Below are 25,671 nucleotides of genomic sequence, written 5' to 3' on the forward strand. Positions count from 1 at the left end.
TTGCGCGACAAGGGAGTTGAGCGGGCCTGGCGGGAAGGCGCCCCGTCGGGTTTCCGCCAACGCCCCCGGCGAACGGCGCGGAGAACCCGGGACACCGCCAGTCACCGTGGGCAACAATGGAGTTGATCCGGCATCAGAACCACGGGGGAGCGAGCGGCGGCATGGCCAGGCTGGTGGAATTCAAGACCGAGGACGGCGCCGTCGTCGTCGTGGAGACCGCGGACCCCGCGACCGGGGCGCGCCTCGTCTCCCGCGGCGAGGGACCGGGCGACCCGGCGGGCAACGGACTCGCCGACCGGACCACCCGCACCTTCGAGGGCGCCCTGGAGGGCGTCCGTTCGGCGGCCCAGTCGGCGCTGCGGGTCTTCCGGGACGGCGCGCTGCGGCCCGACTCGGTGGAGCTGGAGTTCGGGGTGAAGCTGAGCGCGGAGGCCGGTGCGGTGATCGCCAAGGGAGCGGCGGAGGGGCAGCTGGTGGTCAAGCTCAGCTGGTCCGCGAAGGACGGGACACCGGACGGCGCGGACGGCGCGGAACCGGAGCCGGCCGCCGCCCGGTCATGAGCGGCGCTGCCTGGCACGCCCGGATCGAGTGCGGGGGCGCGGTGTCCGGGGCAGGCTTCCTGGTGACCCCCAGCAAGGTGCTGACCTGCGCCCATGTCGTGCGGGACAGTGCTGTGGCACCGGTGACCGTGTCCTTCCCGAACAGCCGGGAGCTGGGCGAGGTACCGGCCACCGTCGCCGTGCACGGCGGCTGGCGGGGCGATCCGAAGGACCCCGGCGACCTGGCCGTACTCGAACTGGCCCGCGAAGTGCCCCTGACCCCCGCCCGTTTCGCGCCGCCCGGCGCGGAGCACACCCGTCCCGCCCCGGCGCTGGTCGCGTACGGCTTCCCCGAGGGGTACGACGAGGGGGTGCTGGCCCAGTACCGGGCGCTGGCGCCCACGCTGATCTCCGACGAGTGGGTGCAGCTGGAGGCCACCACGGCGCACGGGCAGCCGCTGGCGGCCGGGTTCAGCGGCGCGGCCGTGGCCCTCCCGGACGGCCGGGTGGTCGGCATGGTCGCGCAGATCGCCGGCGAGCACGGCATCCGGGTCGGCCGGATGCTGCCCACGACGGTGATGGCCCGCTACTGGCACGGCCTCGGCGAGCTCGTGCCCGCCCACGGCTGCACCCGGGACGCGACGAGACGGCTGTACGGGCTGGTGCGGCGGGCGGCCGCCGCCGGACTGGACTGCGACCCCGACCGGCTGTACGTCGACGCCGTGGGCCCCTTCGGTCCGCCACTGCCGCCGGACGGCTTCGACTCGCTGGCGTCGGCGGCCGGGTACGTGCACTGGGAGGTCGAGGACCCCGAGGCGGTGCCGAGGTTCGCCGACCGGCTGGCGGAACTGCTGTCCGCGCCCCCGGCGCCCGCCGCCTCCTGGTCCCCGATCCTGGTCGAGCTCGACCGCAGCGGCGCCGGCGCCGACCAGGTCACCGTCGAGGTGTCCGCGTACCGCGACGGGCTGCGCCGCCCGGTCGGAGCGGTCCGGCTGCCCCGCGCCGGTGTGCGGGCCTACGTCCAGGAGCGGGTGGACGAGGCGTTCACCCAGCTCGCGCCGGGTGCCGACGAGCTGATCACCTTCGTCCTGCCGCGCGAGTGGCTGAACGAACCGGTGGCGCACTGGGAGTGCGGCCCCGACGACTCCACGCCCCTCGGCTGCGCCCACCCGCTGGTCGTCGCGGACCGCTCCCGGCACCGCAGCGCCCGGCTGCGCCATCAACTGACCAAGAAGTGGCAGAAGTTACGGACGGTCCAGGGAGCGCCGACCCTGCACCGGGTCGAGTGCTGCAGCCGGGAGCGGCCGCCCAGCCTGCGCAAACGGCTCCGGGACGAGGACGCCGACCTGGCGGGTTACGCCACCGCGCCCGCCACGGCACCGGACCACTTCGAGGCCGCCCTGAACACCCCGGTCCCGGTGCTGCTGTGGCCGCGCGGCGGCTGCCCCGGCGCCGACCACGGCACGCCCTGCGCGGGCAGCACGTTCCTCGACGGACTCGTCTCGTACGTCGACGGCCTCCCACCCGCCGAACTCCCCCGCCACATCCAGGCGTTGCGGGAGGAGGCGGAGGCGGACGACGAGCCGGAGCGGCACTGGGCCAGGGACGTCCAGATCCTGTGGGACGCCCCGCACTGTTTCCCCGAACCCGCGGCCAGCCTGCACTCCCCCGTCGCCTGAGCAACCCCCCACGGAGAAGAAACCCATGCCCCTGTGGCCCGTGTACACCGGCACGAAGCAGCCGCACGACGCCGTCACCGAGCTGCCCGCGCCGCCGCCCTGGCGCGCCTTCGACGGCGGCCCGGCGCTGGCGACACCGGCCGACGCCGCGGACACCTCGGCGACCTCGCCCGACCGCACCCACCGCGCCGCGACCTACCAGGCCACCCCGCAGACGGTCCAGCTGGTCAACGCGGCCCTCTACCTGCGCCGCCCGCTGCTGGTCACGGGCCCGCCCGGCACCGGCAAGTCCTCCCTGGCCTACGCGGTGGCGCGGGAGCTGAGGCTCGGTCCGGTGCTGCGCTGGAACATCACCAGCCGCAGCGCCCTGCACGACGGCCTCTACCAGTACGACCCCCTCTCCCGCCTGTACGCGGCCCGTCAGGCGGCGGCAGTCGAACCGGGCGCACCGGGCGCACCGGCCGCCGCCTCGGAGTCGGGCATCGAGGACCACCTGCGTCTCGGCCCCCTCGGCACCGCCCTCCTGCCCTACGCCCGGCCCCGCGCCCTCCTCATCGACGAGATCGACAAGAGCGACCTGGACCTGCCCAACGACCTGCTGAACGTCCTGGAGGAGGGCCAGTTCGAGATCCCCGAGCTGGTCCGTGCCTCCCGGCACACCCCCTCGGCGCAGGTCATGGTCGACGGCACCCACGAACGCGTCCCGGTCGCGCACGGCCGGGTCCGCTGCCGTGCCTTCCCTTTCGTCGTGCTGACCAGCAACGGCGAGCGCGAGTTCCCGCCGGCCTTCCTGCGCCGCTGCGTCACGCTGCGGCTGCGCCAGCCCGACGACAGCCATCTCGCCGAGATCGTCCGCGCGCACCTGGGCGAGCCGGACGTCTACGCCCGGACGCTGATCACCCGCTTCCTGTCCCGGGTCGGCGGCGGAGAACTGGCCACGGACCAGCTGCTGAACGCGATCTATCTGGCCCGCTCCTCGGACCTGAGCCCTCAGTCGCTGGACGACCTCGCGGAGCAGCTGATGCCGTATCTCAGCGAGGCACCCCAGACCGATGCCTTCTGATCCGACCGGCTTCCCGGAACCACTGGCGCGCCTGGCCGACGTCCTGGCCAGGGCGAGCGGTGGCGCGCGCCCGACGCCGCGCGAGCTGGCGGAGGTGCTGTGGCTGGCGGGCCGGATGCGGGCCCCCGCGGACGAGGAGTCGCGGGCGCCGGTGGCCGACGGGGCCTCGGCGCAGGACGGGACACCGGAGGACGTACCCGAGGAGCCGCCCGCGACGGGCGAGGCGACCGCACCCACGGCAGACGCGCCCGCGGTACGGCAGTCGCCGCCGGAGCCCGCACCCTCGGCTCCCCCGCCCCCCTCCCCGCGCGTCCCGCTCCACCTGCCCACCCCCGACGCCCGCCCCGGCGCCTACGCCTCGCTCCTGGCCCCCGCGCCGCCGATGCTGCGCCACCCCCTGGGCCTGCAGCGCGCCCTGCGGCCGCTCAAGCGCCGTATCGACGCGCCCGTCGGCCACCGCCTCGACGAACACGCGACGGTCGACCGCATCGCCCGCCTGGGCGCGGGCCCCGAGTGGTGGCTGCCGGTGCTGCGCCCCGCGCGGGAGCGCTGGCTGCGGCTGAACCTGGTGTACGACACCGGTCCCACGATGCCGGTCTGGCGCCCGCTGATCCGCGAACTGCGCACGGCGCTGGCCCAGTCGGGCGTGTTCCGCACGGTGGACGCGTACCGCGCCGAACCCGACGGCACGGTGGGCGGGCGCGGCGCGCACGCCCCGACCGACGGCCGTACCGTCACCCTGCTGATCAGCGACTGCATGGGCCCGCAGTGGCGGCAGGGCCCGGCGGGCGACACCTGGTACGGCACCCTGCGCCGCTGGGCGGCCCTGATGCCCCTGGCGGTGGTCCAGCCGCTCCCGGAACACCTGTGGCGCGACACCGCGCTGCCCGCCGCGCCGGGACTGCTCTCGGCCCCGTTTCCGGCGGCTCCGGCGGCGGCGCTGACCTTCTCGCCGTACGAGGAGGGGGTGGCCGACGGGACCGTACCGCTGCCCGTGCTGGAACCGGGGCCGGGGTGGCTGGCCAACTGGGCCGGGCTGGTGGCGTCCGTCGGCGGCACCGAATTCCCGGGCTCGGCCGCCCTGTTGGGCCGCCCCTGGGACACGGAGCCCCGCACCGACGTGTCCCGACTGTCCCCCGAGGAGCTCGTCCTGCGCTTTCGCGCGAAGGCGTCCCCGGAGGCGTTCCGCCTGGCCGGCCACCTCGCCGTCGGCCGCCCCGATCTTCCGGTCATGAGGCTGGTCCAGCGGGCGGTCGAACCGGACCCCCGGCCGCAGCATCTGGCCGAGGTCATCCTCAGCGGCATGCTCAGCGCCGTCCCGGGACCACCGGGCTCGTACGCCTTCCGCCCGGGCGTACGCGACCTCCTCCTGCGCGGCCTGCCCCGCTCCTCCCGCGGCCGCACCAGCGAACTCCTGGCCCGGATGGGCGGCTTGATCGAGGACCGCGCGGGCGCGGCCCCGGGCGAGTTCCAAGCCCTGACCCCGACCCCGTCCCCCACGGGAACCGCCGCCCACGACGAGGCGTTCGCGACGGTGACACCGGAGAGCATGCGGCGGCTGGCCCAGGCCCCCCGCGAGCACACCCTGAACTTCTCCCTGCTCGGTACGGTGCGGGTGACCCGGCGCGGTCGGGCTCTCTCCGTCGAAGGGCCCCCGGAACAGGCGCTGCTGTGCATGTTGCTGCTGCGTGTGGGTGAGAGTGTCGGGCGGGACGAGCTGGCCGCCGGGGTCTGGGGCGAGCTCGGGCGAGGGATGTCCGTTGAGCTGCTGGACCTGCACCTCGGTCGGCTGCGGGACGCCCTCGGGGCGGACGTCGTGGTCGTCGGGGACGCGTGCGCCCTGCGCCTCGGTCGGGTGTCCGGGCCCGACGACATCGATGTGTTCCGGGTGCGCCGTCTGGCCGCCGAGGCGGAGCGGGTGCGCGCGGGCGGAGACCTGGCGCGTGGTCGGGAACTCGCCGAGACGGCGCTGGAGTTGTGGCGTGGTGAGCCCCTGGAGGGGGTTCCGGGTCCGGCCGCCCGGGAGGTGCGGGTCGAGCTCGAAGCCCTGCACCGCAGGCTTCGGGACATCCGAGACGAACCCGATCGGGCGGCGGGCGGCTCCGGCGGCGATCCGGAGCGGCTCCGCTCCACCGTCGCCTTCCTGACCGACGAACTGACCGGTCACCCGGAAGCGCGCATCACCCTGGAGTACGCGGTCCACGAGGTGCTCTCCCGGGGCGCCCTCGTGCCCCGCCAGTACGAGGTGAAGGTCCTCCCGAACGGCTACCTCGTCCACGTCGACCCCACCGCCTATCTGCTGCCCGTCCTGGTCGCGATGCTGCGCGGGCTCCCGGAGACCCTCGCCGGGCTGCCGGACCGGCCGCGCCTGCGGGTGCTGCTCTGGGAGGCGCCGGGCGCGCCCGCGGACCTGCCGGAGCCGCGCCGCCGCCCGGACACCGGTACCTCGGTCGTCGTCTCCCCGGCCGTGTACGAGGAGTTCAAGGCCAGTTCCGCCGCACAGGGGTCCCACCGGTTCCTGCCGATGCACCGGCCCGCCGGCGACGCGGACGCCCCGCCGGTGGCCTGGTACTGCGCGCTGGCACCGGCGGCTCAGGAGTCCGAGGCGGGCGGCCTGGTGCAGGGCCCCTTCATCACCCGGGACCTGCACGAGCTCGGCGTCCCCGCCCCGGGCCGCACGGCCGTCGTCCACACCCGGCCCGACGGCCGGCTCGCCCTGCTCAACCCCGTCCAGCCGTACGGCACCCGCCCGCCCCGGCCGGAGACGTACTACTGGGTCGACCTCACCCCGTACCAGGACCGTCACACAATGTCCCTGCCGAGCTCCGGCAAGGGCACCTTCAGCGCCGCCGCGAACCTGTCCTGGCAGGTCGACAACCCGGTCGCCTTCGTACGCGGGGACACCACCCGCATTCCCGAGCTGCTGCGCAAGCACCTGGTCGAGGTGGCGACCGGCATCACCCGCCGCCACCCGCTGCGCCACGCGGGCGCGGCCGAGCGCGCGGTGAACGCCGCGCTGCGCACCTGGCCGGTGCCGGGGCTGTCGGTGACCTGCGCGGTGCGCCTGGCCCCGCAGGGGGCGCCCGTGCGGGTTCCGGAGCGGCCGGCCGAGCCGCGCCGTCCGGCGGCGGGCGTCCTCACCGACGCCGAGACCGTGCTGATCGGCTTCGACGGTCCCCTCGCCCGCCTGTTCTCGGCGCAGACCGCGCGCGAGGCCGCGCTCTCCCTGCTCTCCGTCGTCGCCGAGAACCGCCGCCCGGAGGACGCGCTGGCGGGCCGCTCGCTGACCGTCACGGGCGGGGCCGGGCGCGAGGGACTCGTGCACCCGCTGGACGTGCTGCGCGCCCTCGCGCAGGACCCGCTCGGACCTCTGGTACGGGAGCGCCTCGACGACATCGAGCTGCGCGCGGTGGCCGACGCGCCCACCACCCACCGCTCCGTCGCGCTCGTACGGACCCTGCTCGCCTCCGGCCGCCGCGTCTGTGTGGTGACGGACGTGTGCGACCGGGCCGTCCGCCGCTATCTGCACCCTTACGGCCTGCGCCTCGCCGGCATCCACGGCCGCAGCGAGAACCTCGGCCTGCTGATGCCGCACCCCGACTGCCTGCGGCGCGCCCTGGACGTGCCCGGCGCCGCGGACCACACCGCCGTCCTGATCAGCTCCTCGGTCGCCGAGCTCACCGCCGCCCAGCAGCTCGGTCTCCGTTTCGTCGGGTACGCCACCACGGCCACCACGGGTCAGCGCCTGCGCGAGGCGGGCAGCGAGGTGACCGTCTCGTCCCTCGAACCGCTCCTCGAAGCGGCCCGCGCCCACTGACGACGGCCCACGCCGCGGCCAGGCACATCCAGGAGCCCTCAGGTGCGTTTTGTGGAGCCTCTCGCCGCGTGTCGCGGCGAACTTCCCTCGTTCGGCCGCACCCCGCCCGGCCCCCTCCAGAAGGCGCTCCCCCGACCGCCCCCGGAGGATGAAGAAAAGGCCCGCCATCCGGCGGCACCCCCACGGCCTGCGCACTCGGGAGGATCTGCCGTGACCGTCAGTCTGGAGCAGTTGCGCCGTTGCCACTTCGCCGTGGATCTGGGTGCGGCCCGGACCCGCGTCTACGTCAAGGGCGCCGGTCTGGTCGTGGACCAGCCGTCCGTCGCCGCCGTGAACACCCGTACCGGCGCGCTCATCGCGGTCGGTGAGTTCGCGGAGCAGATGACGGGCCGCACGCCCGACTACATCCGCGTGGTGCGGCCGGTGTCCGGCGGCACCGTCGTCGACATCGAGATGGCCCAGCGCATGCTGCGCCAGCTGCTCGGCGACAAGATGCGCCGCAGCCTGCGCCGCAAGCCCCGGCTGCGCGCCGCCGCCTGCACCCCGCACGACGCCGATCCGCTGGCCCAGCGGGCGACCATCGAGACGCTCGTCGGGCTCGGGGCACGGCGGGTCGAGCTCGTCGACACGCTCATCGCGGCGGCCGTCGGCTGCGGGCTCCCGGTCGAACGCCCCGAGGGCACGATGCTCATCGTGTGCGGGGCGGCCGCCACCCAGGTCGCCGTCCTGTCGCTGGGGTCGGTCGTCACCGCCCAGCGGATCTCGGTGGGCGGTGAGGCCGTCGACCACGCGATCGTGCAGTACCTGCGGCACGAGCACGAGCTCATGCTGCCCAGCCAGTCCGTACGTCCCCTGCAGCTCGCGCTGTCCGGGACCGGGCTCACCGCGCAGGGGCCGACGTCCACGGAGATCCATGGCCGGGACGTGGCCACCGGGCTCGCCCGCTCCGTGCTGGTCGACACCGCCGCGGTGCGTGAGGCCATCCAGGCCCCGCTGACGGCGGTCCTCGACGGCATCGGCAAGGTGCTGCGGGGCTGCCCGCCCGACCTGGTGGCCGACCTCGCCGACCGCGGGATCATGATGGTGGGCGGTTCCGCCCTGCTCCCCGGGTTCGACCAGATGCTGCGCCGGGCGACCGGCATGCCTGTCACCATCGCGGAACGGCCCGACGTGTGCGCCGTTCAGGGCATCGGCGCCATGCTGGAGGGCAAGATCGAGCCGCTCGTACTGGACCCGCTGGCCGCCTGACCTCGTAGGTCCCCCGCCCCCGGGGTCAGGTCCGCGCGAGGTAGCAACGGATCGTGGTCCCAGGTCCGCCCGTGTGCACCCGCACGAGGTCGGCGATCTGGTTGACCAGCAGCAGGCCGCGTCCCCCGCGCTGGTCGCGGGCGGCGGGGCGACGGCCCGCCAGCGGATCCGTCAGGCACCCCTCGTCGCGCACCTCGCACACCACGTACCCGGCCTCCGTCCACAGCCCGAGCGTGCCCGAACCACCGCCGTGCACCACGCTGTTGGTGGTCAGCTCGGCCACGATCAGCGCCAGGTCGTAGAGCCGGACACCGGACAGGCCGAAGCGGCCCGCCGCGCCGGTGGCGCGGTGCCGGACGTGGGCGAGGGAGGCGTCGTCGAAGACGAACGACAGCGCGTGCGGCGCGGGCGGCAGCGGCTCGTTGTAGCGGGCGACGATGCGCTCGGGGGCGTACGCCCCGCTGTCCTGTCGGCCGAGGGAGCCGGACGGGATGACGACGGGGTGCGTGGCGTACGCGTCGGAGAGCACCCGGGTGTCGAGGCGGACGATGTCGTACGGGCACAGGATGGTCACCTCGCGGCCCCGGAACGCCGCGTTGATCAGCGCCTCGTGCTGGACGCAGGCCGGGTACTCGGCGCTCGTGCGGCCCGCCCAGATCGGCTCGCCGACGATGCGCACGCGGCGGCCGGACGGCTGCGCGTCGGCGAAGGCCCGCAGCACGCCGGGGATGATCCGGCCTGGGTTGCGTCCGGCCTCCCGCATGTCGAGGAGCCGTACGGACGCGGCGTCCGCGCCCAGCTCGGCCCTGATCAGGCCCAGGTTCTCGGCGGGCACCGCCACCGCCACGGGTTCACCGGCGGCCAGCCCGTCGCGCACGAAGGGCACCGTGCCGGCCAGGTACTCCCGCTCGTCGCCGTAGAACAGGGCAGGGTGGACGAACGTACCCGGCGCGGCGGTCATGACCTCCACACCTCGATCACCTCGCGAAGCGTCGCTGCGTCTCTTCCGGCGGGCCTCCCCGGACTCCTCGCATGGCCGGGAGCATGCCCACGCCGTCTCTTTGGTCCTCCAGGGACACGAGTGCCCCGTCCGGGCCGCCCGCATCCCTCCCCGATCCCGGAATCCGCGACGCGCCCCCGCTGCCCCTACAGGGTGTAGACGCGGCCCGGGTACGGCGGCTCAGTACGGCAGGATCCGCCCCGAAGGCGTCCTGCGGTCGATCTCCTGCCCGCGGGGAGCGGCGGGCCGACGGCTGACACGCACACGGATCCGACGGTCCATGACGCCCTCCCAGGAACTCGTTCGCGCTTCGTCCACCAAGCCTCGACCTCGGCCCGGTGTGGCACATCGTGCCCACGGAGGCTCCGGCCATGCCTCTCGGGCAGGAACACGGCGAGGTCCGTCTCCTCCCACAGGAGGAGACGGACCCCATGGCACGCCCTGGTGTGACGGACCGTTCAGGAACCTGGCCCGGGCTAGCGGTTGACGGCCTGGATCTCCTGGACCGTCATGTCCTGCGTGGTCTCGAAGGTGCCGTCCGGCAGGTCGCCCTTCGCGCCGCCGGAGCCCTCCCAGGAGATCTGCCAGGTGATCGACGCCTTCAGCTGGTACGGCCGCCCGCCGCTCGCGCGCAGGTAACGGATGCCGCACGGCGGCGTCTTGTCGGCGGACCCCTTGGTGAAGGGGGTGCCGATCGAGCCGTCGTCGTTGATCCTGCAGTCGCCGGAAGCCGGGATGGTCTCGGCGTCGGCCGTGCCGGGATTCAGGTGCAGGGCGACCGGCTTGGCGGTCGTCTCCGCCCACACGCCCGCGTTCGGCAGCTCGGCACGGACCTTGACGTCCTTGAAGGTGGCCTTGTCCAGCCAGACCCAGGTCGGCACCTTCACGGTCGACCTGACCGTCGGCTTCAACTCGATCTCGGTCGACGGGACGTCGATCTTGTCGTACGCGTAGGCGGCGAGGACGTCCGGGGTGGGGGCGTGCTTGTCCTGGGGCAGGGTGTTGGCGTTCTGCCAGAACAGGGTGCGCTCGCAGTCGTACGACGCGGGGTCGTTCTCCCGGTTCTTGTTGATCACGCCGCGCCAGAACATGCCGTCCTTGCCGACGTTGTAGTCCTTGTAGCCCTCGCCGCTGTCGGTCTCCGCCGTGCCCTTCTCGTAGTGATCCACCATCAGCTCCTCGCCCCAGCTGAGCGTGGGCGTGACGGGCACCAGGTCGCCGCCCTTCTTGAGCCGCCCCACGGCGTCCTTGAGCTGCTGGGGCGTCGCCACGGGCTCGTACCAGCAGGCCGGCGGCACCCAGTTGGGGTCCACGGCGGCGAGCGGCTTGCTCGACTTGCCGGACGAGCCGCCGCTGACCTGCGTGATCTTGATACGGGTGGTGGTGGCCGAGGCGGTGAGCGTGCCGTCGGAGGCGCCGCCGGAGGGGCCGTTGGGCGAGGACGGTGCCCGGTTGTTCTCGTCCCCGACGCCGTATGCGCCGGTCGATGACAGGACCAGGGCACAGACCGATGCGGTCAGGAGGATCGACGCCTTCGCTGCGACACGCATCAGCCGCACGCTCCCGGCACCACGCTCACGGACACGAGTTTCCATACGCCCTGCGCGGTCTTTTCCAGTCTGGTGCGGTACTGCAGTACGTGCTCGTTCGTGTTCGGGGTGGTCGTGATCTTGCTGGTCTTACGGTTCTTCGTGGATGCCTTGCGCTCGTCGACGCAGTAGAAGAGCACGCCCGAGCCGCTGTCGTTGATGTGCACCTGCGGCTTGAAGACCGTGACCTTGCCGATCAGAGTCTCGCCGTCGTCGATGAACTGCTTGATCCACTTACGGGCGCCCGGCAGGGTGGCATCCGAGTTGTAGAACGCGACCGCCTCGGAGTTCGGGTCAGCCTGGATGACCGCCGCATACTCCGAGCGCAGCTCCTCACGACCGTCGTTCAAAATCGCCCGCAGCTTCGGGTCACTGTTCGTCCAGCTCAAGAAGTCCGCCTGGAACTCCTTGGGCAACGTGATCGCCGGCCGCCCGGCGCCGCCCGGCGAGTCCGAGGCGGACGGGCCCCCCGAGGCCTTCCCGCCGCCGCCGTCCGCACCCTTGATCTTGTCTGACGACGAGTCATCGCCTCCCCCCGAGCCACAGGCGGTCAGCAGCAGGGCCGCGGTTGCGGTGAGCGCGGCCGTCACGAGCCGGGCGGGGCGGTTCACTTTGTGACTCCCTCTGGGATGGGTGATTACGCAAGCGAACCAAAGCTATCGGTGGGGTGTAAGGAAACACCAGTTCGGATTCCATACGGAGAACGCGCATCGAGACACGGAATCAAAGGAGTTGACGGCGTTCGCCAGGCACAGCCGTTTGCCACAGCACCGTCATCGGTGGCCGCATCCAGACGGGTTCGGTCTCCCGTACGGGCTCAGCCCTGGAGCTTCATGCCCTTGGGTGAGGTGAGGCCCTTCTCCGGGTGGGCACGGAACGTTGCCGTCCGATGGGTGGGTGGGCAGGACGTGCCGTTGGGGTGTTGCTCCGTCAGTCCGGCCCGGGTGCTGTCCTCGACGACCGTGTCGCCGCTCTTCACGGAGGTCACGGTGAGACGCACCAGCACGGTGGACCCACCGATGTCGTCGGGGAGGTGGACCGACAGCGAGGCGAACGGGTCGTCGGGACGGCCCGATGTCCGCTCCTCGCAGGTGCCGTCCACGCACAGCCGGATCCTCACCGCGTCCCGGCCGCCGAAGTCGGCAGGCCGCCACACGGCGGAGGCGTGCGAGTCCGCGTCGGCCTGGGTGCACGGCGCGTCCTGGCCGAGGAGCGAGCATCCGATCAGGGCCGCCCCCAGCAACGGCGTGCAGCAGGCGGTGGCGGTGTACGAGCATCTGCCCGACCGGTACGGCAGTCAGTGGCCGGCGTCCCGACTCCCACCCGGCCTCAGTGTCGGCCGACACGCGGAATACCTCGGCGAGACTCTCCTGGGTATGACCCAGCTGTTCGCGGATGACCCGGAAGACGTACCCGGCGATGATGCCAACGCGGCCCTTCCCGGGTGATCCCTGACCACCGGTCGGGGTTCCTTGCGACTGCTGGTTCACGGCGCCCCCTTGCCCGCGCCTGCCGGGCCCTTACCCGTACTCACGGTCACTGCAAGCGGCGGACACCCTTACATAGCGTCATGGGTGACGACCGGGAAACTCAGCGTTGTAGGAAGTGATGCCGCCATGACCGCCCTCGCGGAGAACGAACCGACTTCGGGCCTGGAGGCCGTCCGGTGAGCCGCAACACCGGCCAGAAGGTTGTGCGCCCCGTTGCGCCGGAGACTGGCGTGCTCGTCCGCACCCGGTCAGAGCTCCGCCTGGTCGTACAGCACTGGCTGCTGTCGACCTTCCCCGCGTTCGGCCGGGACCGCGCACGCATGGAGTGGCAGGAGCACGGGATCACCAGGCTGCCGCTCGGCACCCTGTTCGCCGCCGTCCGCCTTTCCGGCCCGCTCGTCCAGGCCGTCGCCGCGAGCCCATGTACGTCGAGCTGTGCGAGCAGCTGGAGGGCGCGTTCGTCCACCACTACCCGGGCTACGACCCGACGAACTACGATCCGCCGATCCTCGACCGCACCCGCGAGGCCATCGCGGCACTCGGTTGGGAGGCGGACCCGGAGCTGTGGGGGCCACCGTCGAACGAGACCCTCGTCGCGGTGGCAGCGAAGTGCCAGCACGCCCCGGAGTGCACCATCCGTCCCATGCCGAGGCCGGAGCCTCCCGTCGTAGGCTGACGCCGGAGGTGACGCATGGCCGAGTGGATCGACCCGCGGTACGCGAAGCTGGTGGCGGCGTGGAAGCGCGCGCAGCAGCCGAGCTCGCGTGACCCGGAGCCGAAGCCGGTGCGGGGATTCATCATCCCGCCCAAGCCCTGACAGCAGCACCCCGCGCCCCCGGTCGACACCTCGCCGGCCGGGTTCGCTCCATGTCTTGATCGGCTGCCATTCGGGCCAGCAGCGGGCCAGCTAGCGATCTCTGACGTGTCGTTACGACTGCCCGCGCGAGGGAGGGTGCATAGTCGGCGCAGGTGAAAACGTTCCTGCGCCGATCCGCTGTGGTGGGGCGGGTGGGACTCGAACCCACGGCCGACGGATTATGAGTCCTTGCAGGCGTTTCACTCCCGCCCCGATTCCTTCCCTGCTGTTCCTGTTTGTGCAGGTCAAAGCGGTGATGGCTGCCGCTTCCTGCTCCGGTCCTCCCGATCGTTACCGATCCTTCCGTCCACTGCGTGTCCACTACGGATCCACCGTGCGGCCCTCTGCGCAGCCAGGATCTCTCTTCTCCCTTCGGAACCGGTCCCCCTCCGGCTTCTCCAGCTGCCACACGGGCGGCGGCTCTGTGGAGAGGACCGGTGCGGCCCCGTCCGCGAATCAGTGGCGACGGCACCTACGGCACCCGCCGGATGCGCCATGCTTGAGGCCGTACGGCATGCCACGTGTTGCCCAGCCTGCCGGCGCGAAGCGTTGCGTTCTCCTTCATGAGGTGCAGTGATCAGTTTCATGAGGTGCAGTGATCAGTGAAGTCCGGTAAGTCGACCCTGGCAGCGTGGCTGCACAGCCTCGGCGCCGAACGCCTGAAGCAGGTACTCGCGGCACGGCCGGACGCAGTGTCCCCGCCGGAGCCGCGCTCGGTGAGTGAACTGGCTGAACGCCTGCAACGCCCGGGCTCGGTCGCCCTCGCGCCGCCCCGGCTCACGCTGCCCGTCCTGCAGGCAGCCGAGGCACTGGCGGCACTGAGTGCGCCGGCCTCTCGGGACGTCCTGGCGGACCTGCTGGACGCGACGGAGGACGAGGCCGCACGCAGCCTGGAAGCGGCGCTCCAGACACTGTCCACGCATGCGCTGGTTTGGCCGGACAGCGAAGGAACACTGCGCATGGCCGCGCCCCTGCGGCAGGCGTGGGACACACCGCTCGGACTGGACCAGCCGCTGGCGACGCTGTTGAAGGACACGGCCTCCGAGGAGTTGCGCCGCATGCTCACGGCTCTGGGCGTGCGGCCTCCCGGCACCAAACCGCAGCGTCTCGCGACGCTCGTGGAGCACCACAGCGACCCGGCACGTGTCGCCGCGCTGGTCGCGCGGGCACCGGCCGACGCCCGCAAACTGCTGGAACGCCGGGCGGACCCCGCGTACCGGCCGCAGGCATTCGTCACCTTCGGGGGTCAGTCCGTCCCCGAGCCGGGTGCGCGCTGGGCGCTGGAGCGGGGACTGCTGGTCCAGGGGCGATACAGCTACGGCCCCGTACGGATGCCCGCGGAGGTGGCGCTCGCGCTGCGCGGGCCAGGCTGGCATGCTCCGTTCGACCCCACGCCGCCCGTCACGCTCCTGGTACCCGTCGCCCCGGCCGAGGTCGACAGTGAAGCGTCCGCCGCGGCCACGGCGTTCGCCGCCCACGCCGCCTCGGTCCTGTCGGTGTGTGCGACAGCTCCGCTGGCCCGGCTGAAGTCCGGCGGTGTCGGAGCCCGCGAACTGGCCAGAATCGGCAAGGCGGCACGCTGCGCGGAGACCGTTGTACGCCTCACCCTTGAGACGGCGTACGAGGCCGGTCTCATGGCGCGTGACGGTGACCGGGTCGCGACGACAGATGACTACGACATCTGGGCCGAGTCGGAACCCGCAGACAGGCTCCCGGTGTTGCTGCAGGCTTGGTGGACCCTTGGGCTCACTCCCTCGTCGGCCCGTGACGAGGACAACAAGGCGCTGCCCGCCCTGGCCGGGACCCCGTCCTGCGTCGGCTGCCTCCAGGCCCGGCAGGGGCTGCTCACCGCCGCTTCCCGGCTCCCGGCCGAGCAGGGCGCGAAGAGCACGGCCGAACTAGGCCCTCTTACCCGCTGGTCACGGCCGCTCGCCGAGGTGCTGCCGCAGGACACGACGCCGTTCGCCACCGTGATCCGGGAGGCGGAGCTGCTCGGTGTCCTCGCTCGGGGCGCGCTGTCCCCGATCGGCGCCGCTCTGCTGGCCGACAGCACCGAGGAACTGGCCGCAGCCTGCCACCGCCTGCTTCCCGACGCCACCGCGACGGCCCGCTTCGGCGGCGACCTGACCGCCGTCGTCACCGGCACACCCGCCGCACGGCTGGTCACGCTGCTGGACTCGGTCGCCGAGCGGGAGACCAGCGGCACCGCCTCGGTGTGGCGATTCAACCCGGCAAGCGTGCGACGCGCCCTGGACGCCGGCCGCAGCCCGGACGCCATCGAGGCCGACTTGGCCGCCGTCGCCGCCAACCCGCTGCCCCAGCCCCTGTCGTACCTGATCACGGACACGGCACGCAGCCATGGGCGGATCCGCATCGCCTCGGCCGCCTGCGTCATCCACGGCAAGGAACCCGCCCTCCTCACCGAGATCGCCGCCCACCGCAAACTCTCCAAGTTGGGCCTCCGGCACCTCGCCCCGACCGTCCTCGTCAGCCGCACCCCGCTGGAGAAAACCCTCGCCGCACTGCGGACCGAGGGATACGCGCCGGTCGCGGAGACAGCCGACGGAACCGTGCGCGTCGAACGGCCCCGCAGCCACCGGGTGACCGCGCCGGTACCGCCTCCGCGCAGAGCGGTCGGCGGGCCCGGTGTCCGGTCCCGTACGACCGCCGCCCCGGAGCAGGCCGAGCTGTCCGCGCTGGCCGCCCGACTCGCGGACGCCCCGCTCGCCCATCCCGACCCTGCCCCGCACAACGGCGTCACTGTCTCGACCGACACCGAAGAGATCATCGCCGGATACGCGACCCAGGTCTCCCACGCCGATGTCCGTCAACTCGCCCACGCCGTCGACGACGGGACGGCGGTCACCATCGAGTACGTCGCCACCACGGGCAGCCGCACGATCCGCACCATCAGCGGCCTTGAGCTCGGCCCTCCGTATCTGTACGCGTGGTGTCATCTACGCGACGCGGAGCGGGCCTTCACGCTGTCGCGGATCCACGGGGTGATGCCTCCGACGTAACGCCGGAGAGGCGGACCGGGGCGTTCGAGGTGGCCGTACCCATCCCGCAGGGTCGTCACCAGAGGCATGACCTCGCGCTGTTGGTGGCCGCCGCCCCCGGTCGCGCCGCCGATCAAATGATCGGGCACGTCGCGATCGCATGACAGCACCTCGATGGACGGCGTTCTCTCGCAGTGATCGCCGTCGTCAGTCGCGTGCGTCCCGTTGCTGCACTTCCTTCAATACCGCTGCCACAGCAGTGAAGTCACTGTCCACGTGAAGCACCGTGTGACCGTGGTGCACCGCAGTGGCGCACACCAGGAGATCGGCGACCCCCGCGGAGCGGTGCTGCCCCCGCTGCGTGAGCTTGTACTGCGCGGTGTCCACCCAGCGCCGTGCGTTCTTCGGCACCGGCGAAAGCCGGCACAGCGCATCCAACTCCTCGGCAAGCTCGTCGCGGTGAGCCGGGCCGGTTGCGGAGTAGAGGAACTCCGTCCTCGTGGGCTCACAGAACATGGAAGACGCCGGCGGCAATGTGCCCTTCCCACGGCCGGATCGCCCCAGGAGTGCGGAAAAGATGCCACAGGGCAGAGGCGCCGCCCAGGGGCTCGCTGGTCAATGTCTGAAGGCGTCCTTGACCTTGTCTCCGGCCTGCTTCAAGCTCCCGGAGACCCGGTCGGTCCTGCCTTCGCGCTGCAGTCGCCGATTGCGGGTGGTAAGGCCGATGCGTGCGGTGATCCGGCCCTTGATTTCCTGTGTTTTGCGCTTGATCGTCTGTCCGACGCTCATGACGGTCCTCTGCATGTCGACAGAAAGGGCTCCCGCGTGATCGCCGTACAGGCCGTCGTTCCCGCGGGGCGAGATCGGGCGTGGTGCGGATTACCTGCGACCTCGGCTGTAGCGGGGACGGCCACCGCTGCGCCCGCGCTTGGCGAAGCCGACGATCCAGACGACCAGCAGAACGGCCGCGACCCACCACAGGATCTGCATCGTGAAGCCGAACCCGAAGAACACCAGGATCAGCAGAAGGAGAAGAATCCAGATCATTGCCGGGCCTCCAGATCGCGGGGATTTCCTGGTTCCGCGGGGTCCGGGCGAAGCGGGAAGGTGGAATGCTGCGCCCGAATGATCCGGAGTGGCATAGCCCTACGCCGTGTTGCCAGTCAACGCCCGGCATCCTCCCTTGTCAACGCAGCGTCGACACTGACGGGTTCTGGGAGCTGCACTGGGGCCACCGGGGTGAACGGAGCCTCGGCAAGGGCTTCGACCGGCCCGGCCGGTGGTGTCGGCAGGATGTGGTCCTCCCACCAGGACAGGCCCAGCACGGTGGCGAGCAGGACGAAGGGGGTCGAAGCGGGAATGATCAGCGCATACATGCGTACCGCCTGGTGTGGGACGCGTGCGACGCGGCAGGCAGCAGATCGACGCCCGCTCGGGGTGCGTCGGGATCGGGATGATGGGCGCGCGCGGGAACGGCCTCGCTCGTGACGCGGCGGGTTCCGACACCGATGCGCGGGGTGCGCCCCCTGGGGAGCGCGCTGGCGGTGCGACGCTGCCGGGGGCAGGGGCGGCATGGCGCACGCTAGCCCTCGCAGCAGTTCCGTGACAGGTGTCAAGCAGCCATCCATGCCGGGCAGGCAGGACGCGCTGACGCCACACGGTATCCGCAACCTTTGGGCAGGACTACGCTGTGGGGTGAGGCCCCAGTCCCCGGTATCGAAGCTGTGTCCCGCTCCCGGGGAGGCCCGTCGTGTTCGTCCTGCTCCTCATCCTCATCGCGGTCTTGTTCGGCTTCGGCTTCGGCTTCCTCCAGCCCATCTGGTGGGTGGCCGCGGCGGTGCTGGTCTACGGCGCCACCCGCTACGGCCGTGATCGTGGCGGAGGCCGGAGCCGTAGCGGCGTTTCCGACCTCGGGGACTACCGGGACTACCGCGAGCGCCGGGACCGTCGCGAACGCTGGGACCGTCGCTACAGCCGCGAGAACCGGGCGCGCTGGCGGCGCGAGGACCGTCGAGACCACGAACACCACAGGTGACCGTGAAGTGGACCGGCAGCCACGGCTTCCGGGACGGCTCACGCCAGGCCGGACACGTCGCGATCGCCAAGGAGTTCATGCCATGCAACGCACGTACCGTGATCCAACAGGAGTCGTGGGTACTGCGGGCCGAGGCCACGTGGGGAACGCACCCGTGGGAGAGGACGTCGTCGCACTGCGCGCCGGGAACGATCAGCTGCGGCGGGCGCCGGCCGGGCGCGCGGTCATCGACCAGGTCCGCGGCATGCTGATGGTCCTGACCCTCTGCCGCCGCGGGGCGGCCAGGATGCTTCTGGTGGATGTCTCACGGCAGTGCGACGCCGGACTTCCGGAGGTGGCCGCGGCCCTGGTCGCCGCCTGGAAAGGCAAGCCGCTCCCGGAGCACATGCAGCGGACAATGTGACGTACGCTGCGGCGATTTCACGCAGAAAACCAGGGGTGCGACTCGCGCCTCAGGCCAGTCGCCCAGGTAGGGAGAGGCCATGATTCACGCAGCCGACGTCCGAGAATGGCGCAACCGCGATGTCCTCGACACCGAGTCGCACAAGATCGGCGTCCTGGAGGCCGTCTATGTGGACACCACCACCGACGAGCCGGCCATGGCCACGGTACGGACCGGACTGCCGACCCGGCACCGCCTGGTCTTCGTCCCCCTCGAGGACGCGATCGCCGGACCCGACTATCTCAAGGTCGGCTATGTCAGAACGCTGGTGAAGCAAGCCCCTTCGATCGGCACCGACGACGTCCTGCCCGCCGAACAGGAGGAAGCGATCTTCAAACACTACGGACTGCCCTACAAACCCGGCGCGGCCGGCGAACGGCAACTGGCGCGCCGCTGACCACCTACGGACAGGATGACCGCCCTGTGAGGTACGCACCATGCACCAGGTGACCAGGCCCCGTGAAGAACAGCCACCGTTGAGAACTGTGCCTCCAGCGGGGGACGGGGCTTTGCTGGCCGAGATCCTCGAACTACGCGCCAAGAACGAGCAGTTGGGGCGGGCACTGGACAGCCGTGCGGTGATCGACCAGGCGCGCGGCATGGTGATGGCCCTGGCACCGTGTCCCAGCGACCGGGCCTGGGACCTCCTCGTGGACGTGTCGCAGCACTGCAACATCAAGCTCCGTGACGTGGCTGAGGCTCTGCTCGCCACGACGAAGGAACGGACGCTCCCGGAACCGATACAGCGGGAGCTGTGCCGAGCACTGAGGCGCCTCCACGCGGCGGACCGGAGATGACGGCGCACGCGCCCAGCGAACGGCACCGGAAGCTGTGAGCTCAACTCTCCGGCGACTTCGTCCCGGACGGCCGTCGGATGCCCTCGTCGTGCAGCCCACGTAGTGGAACTCAAACGCCGGCCTGGCTCCACCGCTCGCCAGCCACGGACGACTGATCCTGATCCTGTGGATCGTCCTCCACCTGTTCGACGCCAACCCCGCCAACAGCACGGTCTCCTGGGTCCACGACGCGGCGAACCGGCTCTCGGGCTCTCGGGCTCTCGCACCATCTGTTCACCGTCCACTCGAACGAGGGTGGATCGGGCCGCGCATGGCTCGTCACACTCTTCCGTCTCACTCGCGCCACCGTTCCGGGACTGCGCGAGGTCTTCTGGGCGCATGTCACAGTCCCGGAGTGCAGTTGCCCCTGGACCTGTCGGGCGTCACCTCCTGCGCCACCCTGCGCCTGGGGCTGCTCGTCGCCACGGCACGCAGGTCCACCTCTCCAGCGGCGACCTGCGCCTTGCCGCCCGAGCGCCCGCTCCAGGGCTCCGGACAGCGGCCTGGACACACGGATGACCGGTGGACGACTCGCCGCCATGGAGCTTCGCGCTCACCCGCCTGCTGCCCGGGAGGGCGGGCGGGGATCAGCCGTGGGCATGTGACGCGTCGGAGTCGGAGTCCGCGTGGGTCGGCCAGTTGTCCCGCCGGTCCCGCGCCACTGCCGCGCGACTGCCGATCCGATCTCCGCCGGAGCTGACGCGTTCTACGCTCAGAGGGAAGGCGGGCTCCGTGGGCAGGGCAGGGGTGGCCGGTTCGGGGAGCGCGGGACGCGGGCCGCTCCGGCGCGCGAACTCGCCGTCGGTCTCCCTGCTCTGGTGCTCGAAGAAGCGGAGCATCTCCACCGGGAACGGCATGACCAGCCTGCTGTTCTTCTCCGCGGCGACGTCCACCACGGTCTGCGGCAGGCGCAGTCGGAGCGCGCCCGGAGTGTCGGCCATGGTCGCCGCGGCGTCACTCAGCCGCCGGGACGCCTGGAACTCACCGTCGGCGGCGATGACCCGGGCACGGCGCTCACGTTCGGCCTCGGCCTGCTTGGACATGGAGCGCATCATCGACTTCGGAAGGGCGATGTCCTTGATCTCCACCCGCTCGATGCGAACTCCCCAGGGTTCCTCGGTGGGGGCGTCCATCACCTTCTTGAGTTCCGCGTTGATGTGGTCGCGGTCGGACAGGAGCGTGTCCAGGTCGGCCCTGCCGAAGACGGCGCGCAGCGAGGTCTGGGCGATCTGGGAGACGGCGCCGCGGTAGTCCCGCACGTTCACCAGGGCCTTGACCGGGTCGATGACCCGGAAGTAGACGACCGCGTCGACGGTGAGCGTCACGTTGTCGGCGGTGATGGAGCCCTGCGGCGTGATGCCGAGCACCTCGGTCTGCACGGACACCTTCCGCATCCGGTCCCCGATCGGCCGGATGACGCGCAGGCCCGGCCCACGGATGTCCGGCAGCAGCCGCCCGAAACGGAACACCACGCCCTTCTCGTACTGCCGGACGTTGAGCAGGCTCAGAGCGAGCAGGACCAGCCCGGCCACGGCGAACACCACCAGCACAGTGATCAGAACACCCATGGTTCTCACATTCCTTACGTCGATGGCGTCTCCGGACCCGAGTGGTCCGGAAGGCATACGGCACGGGAGGACCCCGGCCTGTCGTCCGTGGTGCGGCCGGGGTCCCGGGCCGCTGTCGAGGCTCTGCTGCGTCGGCCCGGCTCAGCCGGGCGATCTCTGCGGTACGTCGCTCCGGTCGGCTCGGGTGATGCCGGTGGCGGCCGGGACCCGCTCGGCCGAGACGGCGTTGTCGTCCTGTACGGCCATGACCATCGCGGCGTACGCGGGGCCGATTCCGGTCCCCGGCCTCACTGCCGGGATCCGCGGACGTGAGGTCGGACCGCGGGCCTCACGGCCGCCTTCGGCGTCCCAGACGGCCCACACCGCTCGGTCGATCCCCGACAGGGTGCGCAGGCGCGCCGCCTCCTCCATCAGCCGGCCCGTGCTTGACATGCGCAGTGGGTAGGTCACAGCGGCCATCAGCCAGGCGGCCGAGACGGGAACCGTCCGCGGATCGAGCACGGCAGTCGACGAGGGAAGTCCCGCGCCGAGATCCAGGGAGCGGGGCCACCAGGCGCCATCCAGCAGATCCGGTGTCGAACCGGTGAGAGCCTGCGCCGTGCGGAGAGAGGGAAAGGAGGGCCGGTCTTCGGGCCTCGGCGTATACGAAACGGTCGCTGTCATGATGCGAACCCTGCTCCGGGCCGGTCGGAACCAGCCCGGTGTGATCAATCGCCGAAAACGACACGGGCATGGAGGCCGGTGCGCGAAATACCCTCGGCGGATCAGAGTACTCCTCCGGATGGCCGTACGGACTCTGCCCAGCTGTCGCGGTGACCCGGGGCCGGTTACCCGAGTCGACCGGTCCAAGATGGCGAGTTGATGAACAGTTCCGGCGGGCCGTTCCCCGGACGCGATCCGTGCAAGTGTGGGAAGCGGACGGGCCGACGCCGAGCACCCGGATACCGAACGGCTGCCGCGGTCGGCCGTCCGTGACAGTGAGAAGCGCGCCATGGGCGCGAACACGGCCGAGACCGCGTTACCCGACACCCTTCAAGAGCTCACAGACCATCTGACGGCCACCTACGCCGGCCTGCTGACGCCCGCGGTCGTGCGGGAGGTGGTGCAGGACTGCTACCAGCCGCTCAGCAACGCTCGTATCGCCAACTACGTGCCGATCCTCGTCGAGCACAACAGCCGCACCAAGCTACGACAACTCGCACGACGCCCCGATCCCACGGCTCCCCTTCGCGAGAAGTCGGACGGGGCACGAGGCCACTTGGTCACCACGGCTCTGCGAAGGCTTCGCATCGCCCTGACCCGCTCCTCGGCATAGACACCGCGTCCGTTCAGGGCGACAACGCCGACCGCTTCCCCCGCGGGGGCAGCCGCTGAAGCAGCTCCCAGAGCGGCCGTGAACCTCCCGCCCACTTCCCCAGCGTTCCGCGGTCGAGCAGATGCAGCTTCTGGGACTTCGCGAGCGGCGCACACCCCGCGGTGAAGCGTCCGTGCGACGTCACCCCGCAGTGCTGGAAGATCGCTTCCTCCTGCTCGGCGGGCAGGATCTCGTCCGTGCCGATCGAAGGAGCCTTCCTGACCAGGCTCCTGGCGTAGGCGATCTTTACGTAGCCCGGCCCCAGGAGTGCGTCGTCGAGGGGCACGAAGACCAGGCGCCGGCGAGTGGGCAGCCCGGTCCGTACGGTGACCACGGCCGGTTCGTCGGTGGTGGTGGCCACGTAGACCGCTTCGAGCACGCCGATCCTGTGCCCCTTCGGGTCGACGACGTCACGGGTGCGCCACTCGCGGATGTCGGCTGCCTGGATCATGCCCCGTCCCTCCTGAGCGGGACACCAGTCGATGCGGGCCGCGTCCCTTGGAAGGTCGCGGCCTGGCCGGAACCGGCAGTGCGGCTGTGACAACGACTCCGGCGCAAACACGCCGGAGTCGCCCTTCCGGGCGGCTGCACGTGAGAGTGAGCCAACCCACGATCCATGGTACTGCGGCTGGTGCGGCTTGCACTTCTCCGCCTCTGTGCCCGCGCCCGTCAGCCGACCCAAGCCCCGCGACGCCGGGACCCGTCCGGCACCGAGTGACGCAGGACGCGGCCCCACATGGACGCGTACTGGCGCCACAGCGGCCCGCTCACGTACGTGATCCCGTGCCGGGCGCAGATCTCACGCACCCTTGGCGCGAGTTCGGCGTAGCGGTTGCTGGGCAGGTCGGGGAAGACGTGGTGCTCGATCTGGTGGCTCAGGTTGCCGGTGAGCACGTGTAGGAGGGAACCGCCCTCGATGTTCGCCGAGCCCTGGATCTGGCGCAGGTACCACTGACCGCGCGTCTCGTCCTCCAGCTGTTCCTCCTCGTACGAGAAGGTCTGGACGTCGCCCGGGAAGTGGCCGCAGAAGATCACGGTGTGCGCCCAGATGTTGCGAAGCCCGTTCGCGGTGACGTTGCCGACCAGGCAGGGCAGCGCGGACGGGCCCGCGAGCAGCGGGAAGAGGACGTAGTCCTTGGCCACCTGGCGCAACGCCTTGCGGGCCAGGCCGGCCAGGTCGCCGAGGAGGGCCCGCACGCTCTTGCGGCCGGACGGGACGGCGTCCGCCTCCAGGTCGTAGAGGGCGATGCCCCACTGGAAGACGGGGGCGAGCAGCGCGGTGTACAGCGGCTGGAGGAGGTGGACCGGATGCCAGGGCTGGTCCGGGCTCATGCGCAGGATCGTGTAGCCGAGGTCCCGGTCGAGGCCGACGACGTTGGTGTACGTGTGGTGCAGGTGGTTGTGGGTGTGCTTCCAGGCGTCGGCGGGGGTGAGGAAGTCCCACTCCCAGGTGGTGGAGTGGATCGCCGGGTCGCCCATCCAGTCCCACTGGCCGTGCAGGATGTTGTGGCCCAGCTCCATGTTCTCCAGGATCTTGGCGACAGTGAGCATCGCGGTGCCCGCGAGCCAGGCGGGCGGAAAGAGGGATACTGCGAGGGCGGCGCGGCCGCCGGTCTCCAGGCCGCGCTGGGCGGCGATCACCGTACGGATGTAGCGGGCGTCCTTAGCGCCGCGCGCCGCGACGATCTCAGAGCGGATCCGGTCGAGTTCCTCGCCGAGCGGCTCCGTGTGATCTTCGAGCGGCCCAAAGGGTGTGACGGGTAAGGCAGTTGTGGACATCGCAGGCCTCCTTGAGCGGCCTAGAGAGCGAGGGTGAGCGGACCTGCCGCTCCGTTGACGCAGGTCTGGATCAACTCACCCGGTTCACCGTGCAGTTCGCCGGTCCGCAGATCGCGGACGCGGCCGTGGACCAGCGGGACGAGGCAGCCGAAGCAGATCCCCCGGCGACAGCCGTACGGCATCGCCACACCCGCCGCCTCTCCGGTCTCCAGCAGGGGCATGGACGCGGACGCGTCGGCCTCGATGCCACTGTTCTCGAACCGGACCCGGCCGCCCGACGCGTCGGAGTCCTGCGGCCGCACAGGAGTCAGCCGGAAACGCTCCACGCGCAGCCGCTCACCGACGCCGGCCGCCGCCCAGTGCCGCTCCAGTGCGTCGAGCAGTCCGTCCGGACCGCAAACCCAGGTCTCCCGGTCGTACCAATCCGGGCAGAGCACGCCCATGTGCTCGGGGACCAGCCGGCCTGCGGTACGGGTGTACCGCGCGTGGACGCTCAGCCAGGGCAACCGGGCTGCCAGCCCGGCCAGTTCGGCCCGGAAGAGGAACTCGTCCGGGCCGGGTGCGCTGTGCAGGAGTACGACGTCGGGGGCGGGCCCGGAGAAGCCGCGGCGCGCGAGGGTGCGCAGCATCCCCGCCACCGGGGTGATGCCGCTGCCCGCCGTCACCATCAGCATCCGCGGCGGCAGCGGATCCTCCGGCAGCGTGAACTCGCCCTGCGCGGGGCCGAGTCGGAGCACGGCGCCGGGACGGGTCCGGTGCACGAGGTGCGGGGAGACCCGGCCGCCGGGTTGCTCCTTGACGGTGATGGTCAGTGTCCGGCCCGGCGCTTCGGGGGGTGAGGTGATCGAGTACGTACGCCAGTGCCGTACGCCGTCGATCTCCACCCCCACCGGCAGGTACTGTCCGGGCCGGTGTGCCGCCCAGCCGCGCCCGGGACGGATCTCCAGCGTGGCCGCCCCGGCGCACTCCGGCCGCACGGCGATCACCCGGCCCGCGGGATGGCGGGCACACAGCAGCGGGTCGATCAGGCCCAGGTAGTCGTCCGGAGCGAGGGGACTCGCAAGAGGGCTCACGAGAGCACCGGTGATCCGGCCCGCCGCCGTCGGCACACGGCCGCCGCTCCACTCGGCGAGCCTGTCGGCGAGACCGACGAGAGCGGTGAAGAAGACGGCCTTCGTACCGGAAGCGGCCGACGGCATCGCCGGGATCGACGCGCGCGGAACCGACATGGGGAACCCTTCTCTCGCACGGGGCACGCGGGGGCAGGGCGCGTCGGACACGTCGGCTCGTCGGGCGCATCCCCGCATCACGTACTCGGGATGTCGCCTCGGTGACGTAGTCGGCCCCGGGTGGCGGGCTTCAGCCGGCGTCCCGCCA

Annotated in this window: 24 protein-coding genes, 1 tRNA gene and 4 pseudogenes; 13 read left to right on the forward strand and 16 right to left on the reverse strand. The window is 71.7% G+C overall.

Annotated elements, in window-relative coordinates; genetic code table 11:
• Window positions 1–161 precede the first annotated feature (161 nt).
• From ACWGKT_RS11225 to ACWGKT_RS11245, 5 genes are all read left to right on the forward strand, one after another.
• Window positions 162–560, forward strand: coding sequence for a CU044_2847 family protein (locus ACWGKT_RS11225; protein WP_453273354.1), 399 nt, complete (start codon window positions 162–164; stop codon window positions 558–560).
• The gene (locus tag ACWGKT_RS11230; RefSeq protein ID WP_453273355.1) at window positions 557–2,218 is read left to right on the forward strand and encodes a VMAP-C domain-containing protein; all 1,662 of its coding nucleotides are present in this window, start codon (window positions 557–559) and stop codon (window positions 2,216–2,218) included. Before ACWGKT_RS11225 ends, ACWGKT_RS11230 begins: the two co-directional genes overlap by 4 nt.
• Before the next feature lie 25 nt (window positions 2,219–2,243).
• Window positions 2,244–3,281: an AAA family ATPase gene (locus ACWGKT_RS11235; RefSeq protein ID WP_453273356.1), complete on the forward strand. Its 1,038-nt coding sequence runs from the start codon at window positions 2,244–2,246 to the stop codon at window positions 3,279–3,281.
• On the forward strand, window positions 3,271–7,098 hold the full coding sequence (locus ACWGKT_RS11240; RefSeq protein WP_453273357.1) for an SAV_2336 N-terminal domain-related protein: 3,828 nt from the start codon (window positions 3,271–3,273) through the stop codon (window positions 7,096–7,098). Before ACWGKT_RS11235 ends, ACWGKT_RS11240 begins: the two co-directional genes overlap by 11 nt.
• A gap of 210 nt (window positions 7,099–7,308) precedes the next feature.
• Window positions 7,309–8,346, forward strand: a complete 1,038-nt coding sequence (locus ACWGKT_RS11245; protein WP_453273358.1) for a rod shape-determining protein — start codon at window positions 7,309–7,311, stop codon at window positions 8,344–8,346.
• 25 nt (window positions 8,347–8,371) lie between these two features.
• On the opposite strand, the gene ACWGKT_RS11250 is transcribed toward ACWGKT_RS11245, so the two are convergent.
• The 5 genes and pseudogenes from ACWGKT_RS11250 to ACWGKT_RS11270 form a co-directional block, all read right to left on the reverse strand.
• Entirely contained in the window at window positions 8,372–9,307 is a 936-nt protein-coding gene (locus ACWGKT_RS11250; protein ID WP_453273359.1) for an anti-sigma factor RsbA family regulatory protein, read from the reverse strand.
• A 515-nt stretch (window positions 9,308–9,822) separates the two neighbouring features.
• Window positions 9,823–10,896, reverse strand: a complete 1,074-nt coding sequence (locus ACWGKT_RS11255; RefSeq protein ID WP_453273360.1) for a hypothetical protein — start codon at window positions 10,894–10,896, stop codon at window positions 9,823–9,825.
• On the reverse strand, window positions 10,896–11,525 hold the full coding sequence (locus ACWGKT_RS11260) for a hypothetical protein (RefSeq protein ID WP_453273361.1): 630 nt from the start codon (window positions 11,523–11,525) through the stop codon (window positions 10,896–10,898). Before ACWGKT_RS11260 ends, ACWGKT_RS11255 begins: the two co-directional genes overlap by 1 nt.
• Before the next feature lie 227 nt (window positions 11,526–11,752).
• Entirely contained in the window at window positions 11,753–12,178 is a 426-nt protein-coding gene (locus tag ACWGKT_RS11265) for a hypothetical protein (RefSeq protein WP_453273411.1), read from the reverse strand.
• A 7-nt stretch (window positions 12,179–12,185) separates the two neighbouring features.
• A pseudogene (locus ACWGKT_RS11270) lies at window positions 12,186–12,356 on the reverse strand (helix-turn-helix domain-containing protein); the annotation flags it as partial.
• Window positions 12,357–12,846: 490 nt separating this feature from the next.
• On the opposite strand from ACWGKT_RS11270, the gene ACWGKT_RS11275 reads away from it, so the two are divergent.
• Complete coding sequence (locus ACWGKT_RS11275; protein WP_453273362.1) at window positions 12,847–13,101, forward strand: hypothetical protein; 255 nt, start codon at window positions 12,847–12,849, stop codon at window positions 13,099–13,101.
• A gap of 15 nt (window positions 13,102–13,116) precedes the next feature.
• Window positions 13,117–13,242: a hypothetical protein gene (locus ACWGKT_RS11280; protein WP_453273363.1), complete on the forward strand. Its 126-nt coding sequence runs from the start codon at window positions 13,117–13,119 to the stop codon at window positions 13,240–13,242.
• A 180-nt stretch (window positions 13,243–13,422) separates the two neighbouring features.
• On the opposite strand, the gene ACWGKT_RS11285 is transcribed toward ACWGKT_RS11280, so the two are convergent.
• A tRNA-OTHER gene (locus tag ACWGKT_RS11285) sits at window positions 13,423–13,494 on the reverse strand.
• A gap of 389 nt (window positions 13,495–13,883) precedes the next feature.
• Here ACWGKT_RS11285 and ACWGKT_RS11290 point away from each other — a divergent pair.
• Complete coding sequence (locus ACWGKT_RS11290) at window positions 13,884–16,301, forward strand: helicase C-terminal domain-containing protein (protein WP_453273364.1); 2,418 nt, start codon at window positions 13,884–13,886, stop codon at window positions 16,299–16,301.
• A gap of 186 nt (window positions 16,302–16,487) precedes the next feature.
• Here ACWGKT_RS11290 and ACWGKT_RS11295 read toward each other — a convergent pair.
• The 4 genes and pseudogenes from ACWGKT_RS11295 to ACWGKT_RS11310 all read right to left on the reverse strand — a co-directional run bounded on the left by ACWGKT_RS11295 (window position 16,488) and on the right by ACWGKT_RS11310 (window position 17,656).
• Window positions 16,488–16,884: pseudogene (locus ACWGKT_RS11295) on the reverse strand (PIN domain-containing protein).
• Between the two features lie 11 nt (window positions 16,885–16,895).
• A complete protein-coding gene (locus ACWGKT_RS11300) occupies window positions 16,896–17,069 on the reverse strand; it encodes a CsbD family protein (protein ID WP_453273365.1) in 174 nt (57 codons plus the stop codon).
• Between the two features lie 90 nt (window positions 17,070–17,159).
• On the reverse strand, window positions 17,160–17,327 hold the full coding sequence (locus ACWGKT_RS11305; protein ID WP_453273366.1) for a hydrophobic protein: 168 nt from the start codon (window positions 17,325–17,327) through the stop codon (window positions 17,160–17,162).
• A gap of 116 nt (window positions 17,328–17,443) precedes the next feature.
• The gene (locus ACWGKT_RS11310; RefSeq protein ID WP_100824856.1) at window positions 17,444–17,656 is read right to left on the reverse strand and encodes a hypothetical protein; all 213 of its coding nucleotides are present in this window, start codon (window positions 17,654–17,656) and stop codon (window positions 17,444–17,446) included.
• A gap of 374 nt (window positions 17,657–18,030) precedes the next feature.
• Between ACWGKT_RS11310 and ACWGKT_RS11315 the strand changes: the two genes are divergently transcribed.
• The 4 genes from ACWGKT_RS11315 to ACWGKT_RS11330 all read left to right on the forward strand — a co-directional run bounded on the left by ACWGKT_RS11315 (window position 18,031) and on the right by ACWGKT_RS11330 (window position 19,554).
• On the forward strand, window positions 18,031–18,315 hold the full coding sequence (locus ACWGKT_RS11315; protein ID WP_453273367.1) for a hypothetical protein: 285 nt from the start codon (window positions 18,031–18,033) through the stop codon (window positions 18,313–18,315).
• Window positions 18,316–18,469: 154 nt separating this feature from the next.
• Window positions 18,470–18,718, forward strand: coding sequence for an ANTAR domain-containing protein (locus ACWGKT_RS11320; RefSeq protein ID WP_453273368.1), 249 nt, complete (start codon window positions 18,470–18,472; stop codon window positions 18,716–18,718).
• A 79-nt stretch (window positions 18,719–18,797) separates the two neighbouring features.
• The gene (locus ACWGKT_RS11325; RefSeq protein ID WP_453273369.1) at window positions 18,798–19,154 is read left to right on the forward strand and encodes a PRC-barrel domain-containing protein; all 357 of its coding nucleotides are present in this window, start codon (window positions 18,798–18,800) and stop codon (window positions 19,152–19,154) included.
• Between the two features lie 112 nt (window positions 19,155–19,266).
• Window positions 19,267–19,554: an ANTAR domain-containing protein gene (locus ACWGKT_RS11330; protein WP_453273370.1), complete on the forward strand. Its 288-nt coding sequence runs from the start codon at window positions 19,267–19,269 to the stop codon at window positions 19,552–19,554.
• Window positions 19,555–20,180: 626 nt separating this feature from the next.
• On the opposite strand, the gene ACWGKT_RS11335 is transcribed toward ACWGKT_RS11330, so the two are convergent.
• The 3 genes and pseudogenes from ACWGKT_RS11335 to ACWGKT_RS11345 all read right to left on the reverse strand — a co-directional run.
• The gene (locus tag ACWGKT_RS11335) at window positions 20,181–21,161 is read right to left on the reverse strand and encodes an SPFH domain-containing protein (protein ID WP_453273371.1); all 981 of its coding nucleotides are present in this window, start codon (window positions 21,159–21,161) and stop codon (window positions 20,181–20,183) included.
• 141 nt (window positions 21,162–21,302) lie between these two features.
• Entirely contained in the window at window positions 21,303–21,593 is a 291-nt protein-coding gene (locus tag ACWGKT_RS11340; RefSeq protein WP_453273412.1) for a hypothetical protein, read from the reverse strand.
• Between the two features lie 45 nt (window positions 21,594–21,638).
• A pseudogene (locus tag ACWGKT_RS11345) lies at window positions 21,639–22,154 on the reverse strand (hypothetical protein); the annotation flags it as partial.
• On the opposite strand from ACWGKT_RS11345, the gene ACWGKT_RS11350 reads away from it, so the two are divergent.
• Entirely contained in the window at window positions 22,153–22,476 is a 324-nt protein-coding gene (locus ACWGKT_RS11350) for a three-helix bundle dimerization domain-containing protein (RefSeq protein ID WP_453273372.1), read from the forward strand. The pseudogene ACWGKT_RS11345 and the gene ACWGKT_RS11350 sit on opposite strands and share 2 nt — an antisense overlap.
• Window positions 22,477–22,657: 181 nt before the next feature.
• Here ACWGKT_RS11350 and ACWGKT_RS11355 read toward each other — a convergent pair.
• From ACWGKT_RS11355 to ACWGKT_RS11365, 3 genes and pseudogenes are all read right to left on the reverse strand, one after another.
• Window positions 22,658–22,966, reverse strand: a pseudogene (locus ACWGKT_RS11355) (PRC-barrel domain-containing protein); the annotation flags it as partial.
• Between the two features lie 218 nt (window positions 22,967–23,184).
• Window positions 23,185–24,294 carry a fatty acid desaturase family protein gene (locus ACWGKT_RS11360; RefSeq protein WP_453273373.1) on the reverse strand — a complete coding sequence of 370 codons (1,110 nt, stop codon included), beginning with the start codon at window positions 24,292–24,294 and terminating at the stop codon, window positions 23,185–23,187.
• Between the two features lie 20 nt (window positions 24,295–24,314).
• Entirely contained in the window at window positions 24,315–25,523 is a 1,209-nt protein-coding gene (locus ACWGKT_RS11365; RefSeq protein ID WP_453273374.1) for a ferredoxin reductase, read from the reverse strand.
• Window positions 25,524–25,671 lie beyond the last annotated feature (148 nt).

The sequence above is a fragment of the Streptomyces sp. NPDC054794 genome (genome assembly GCF_053611585.1).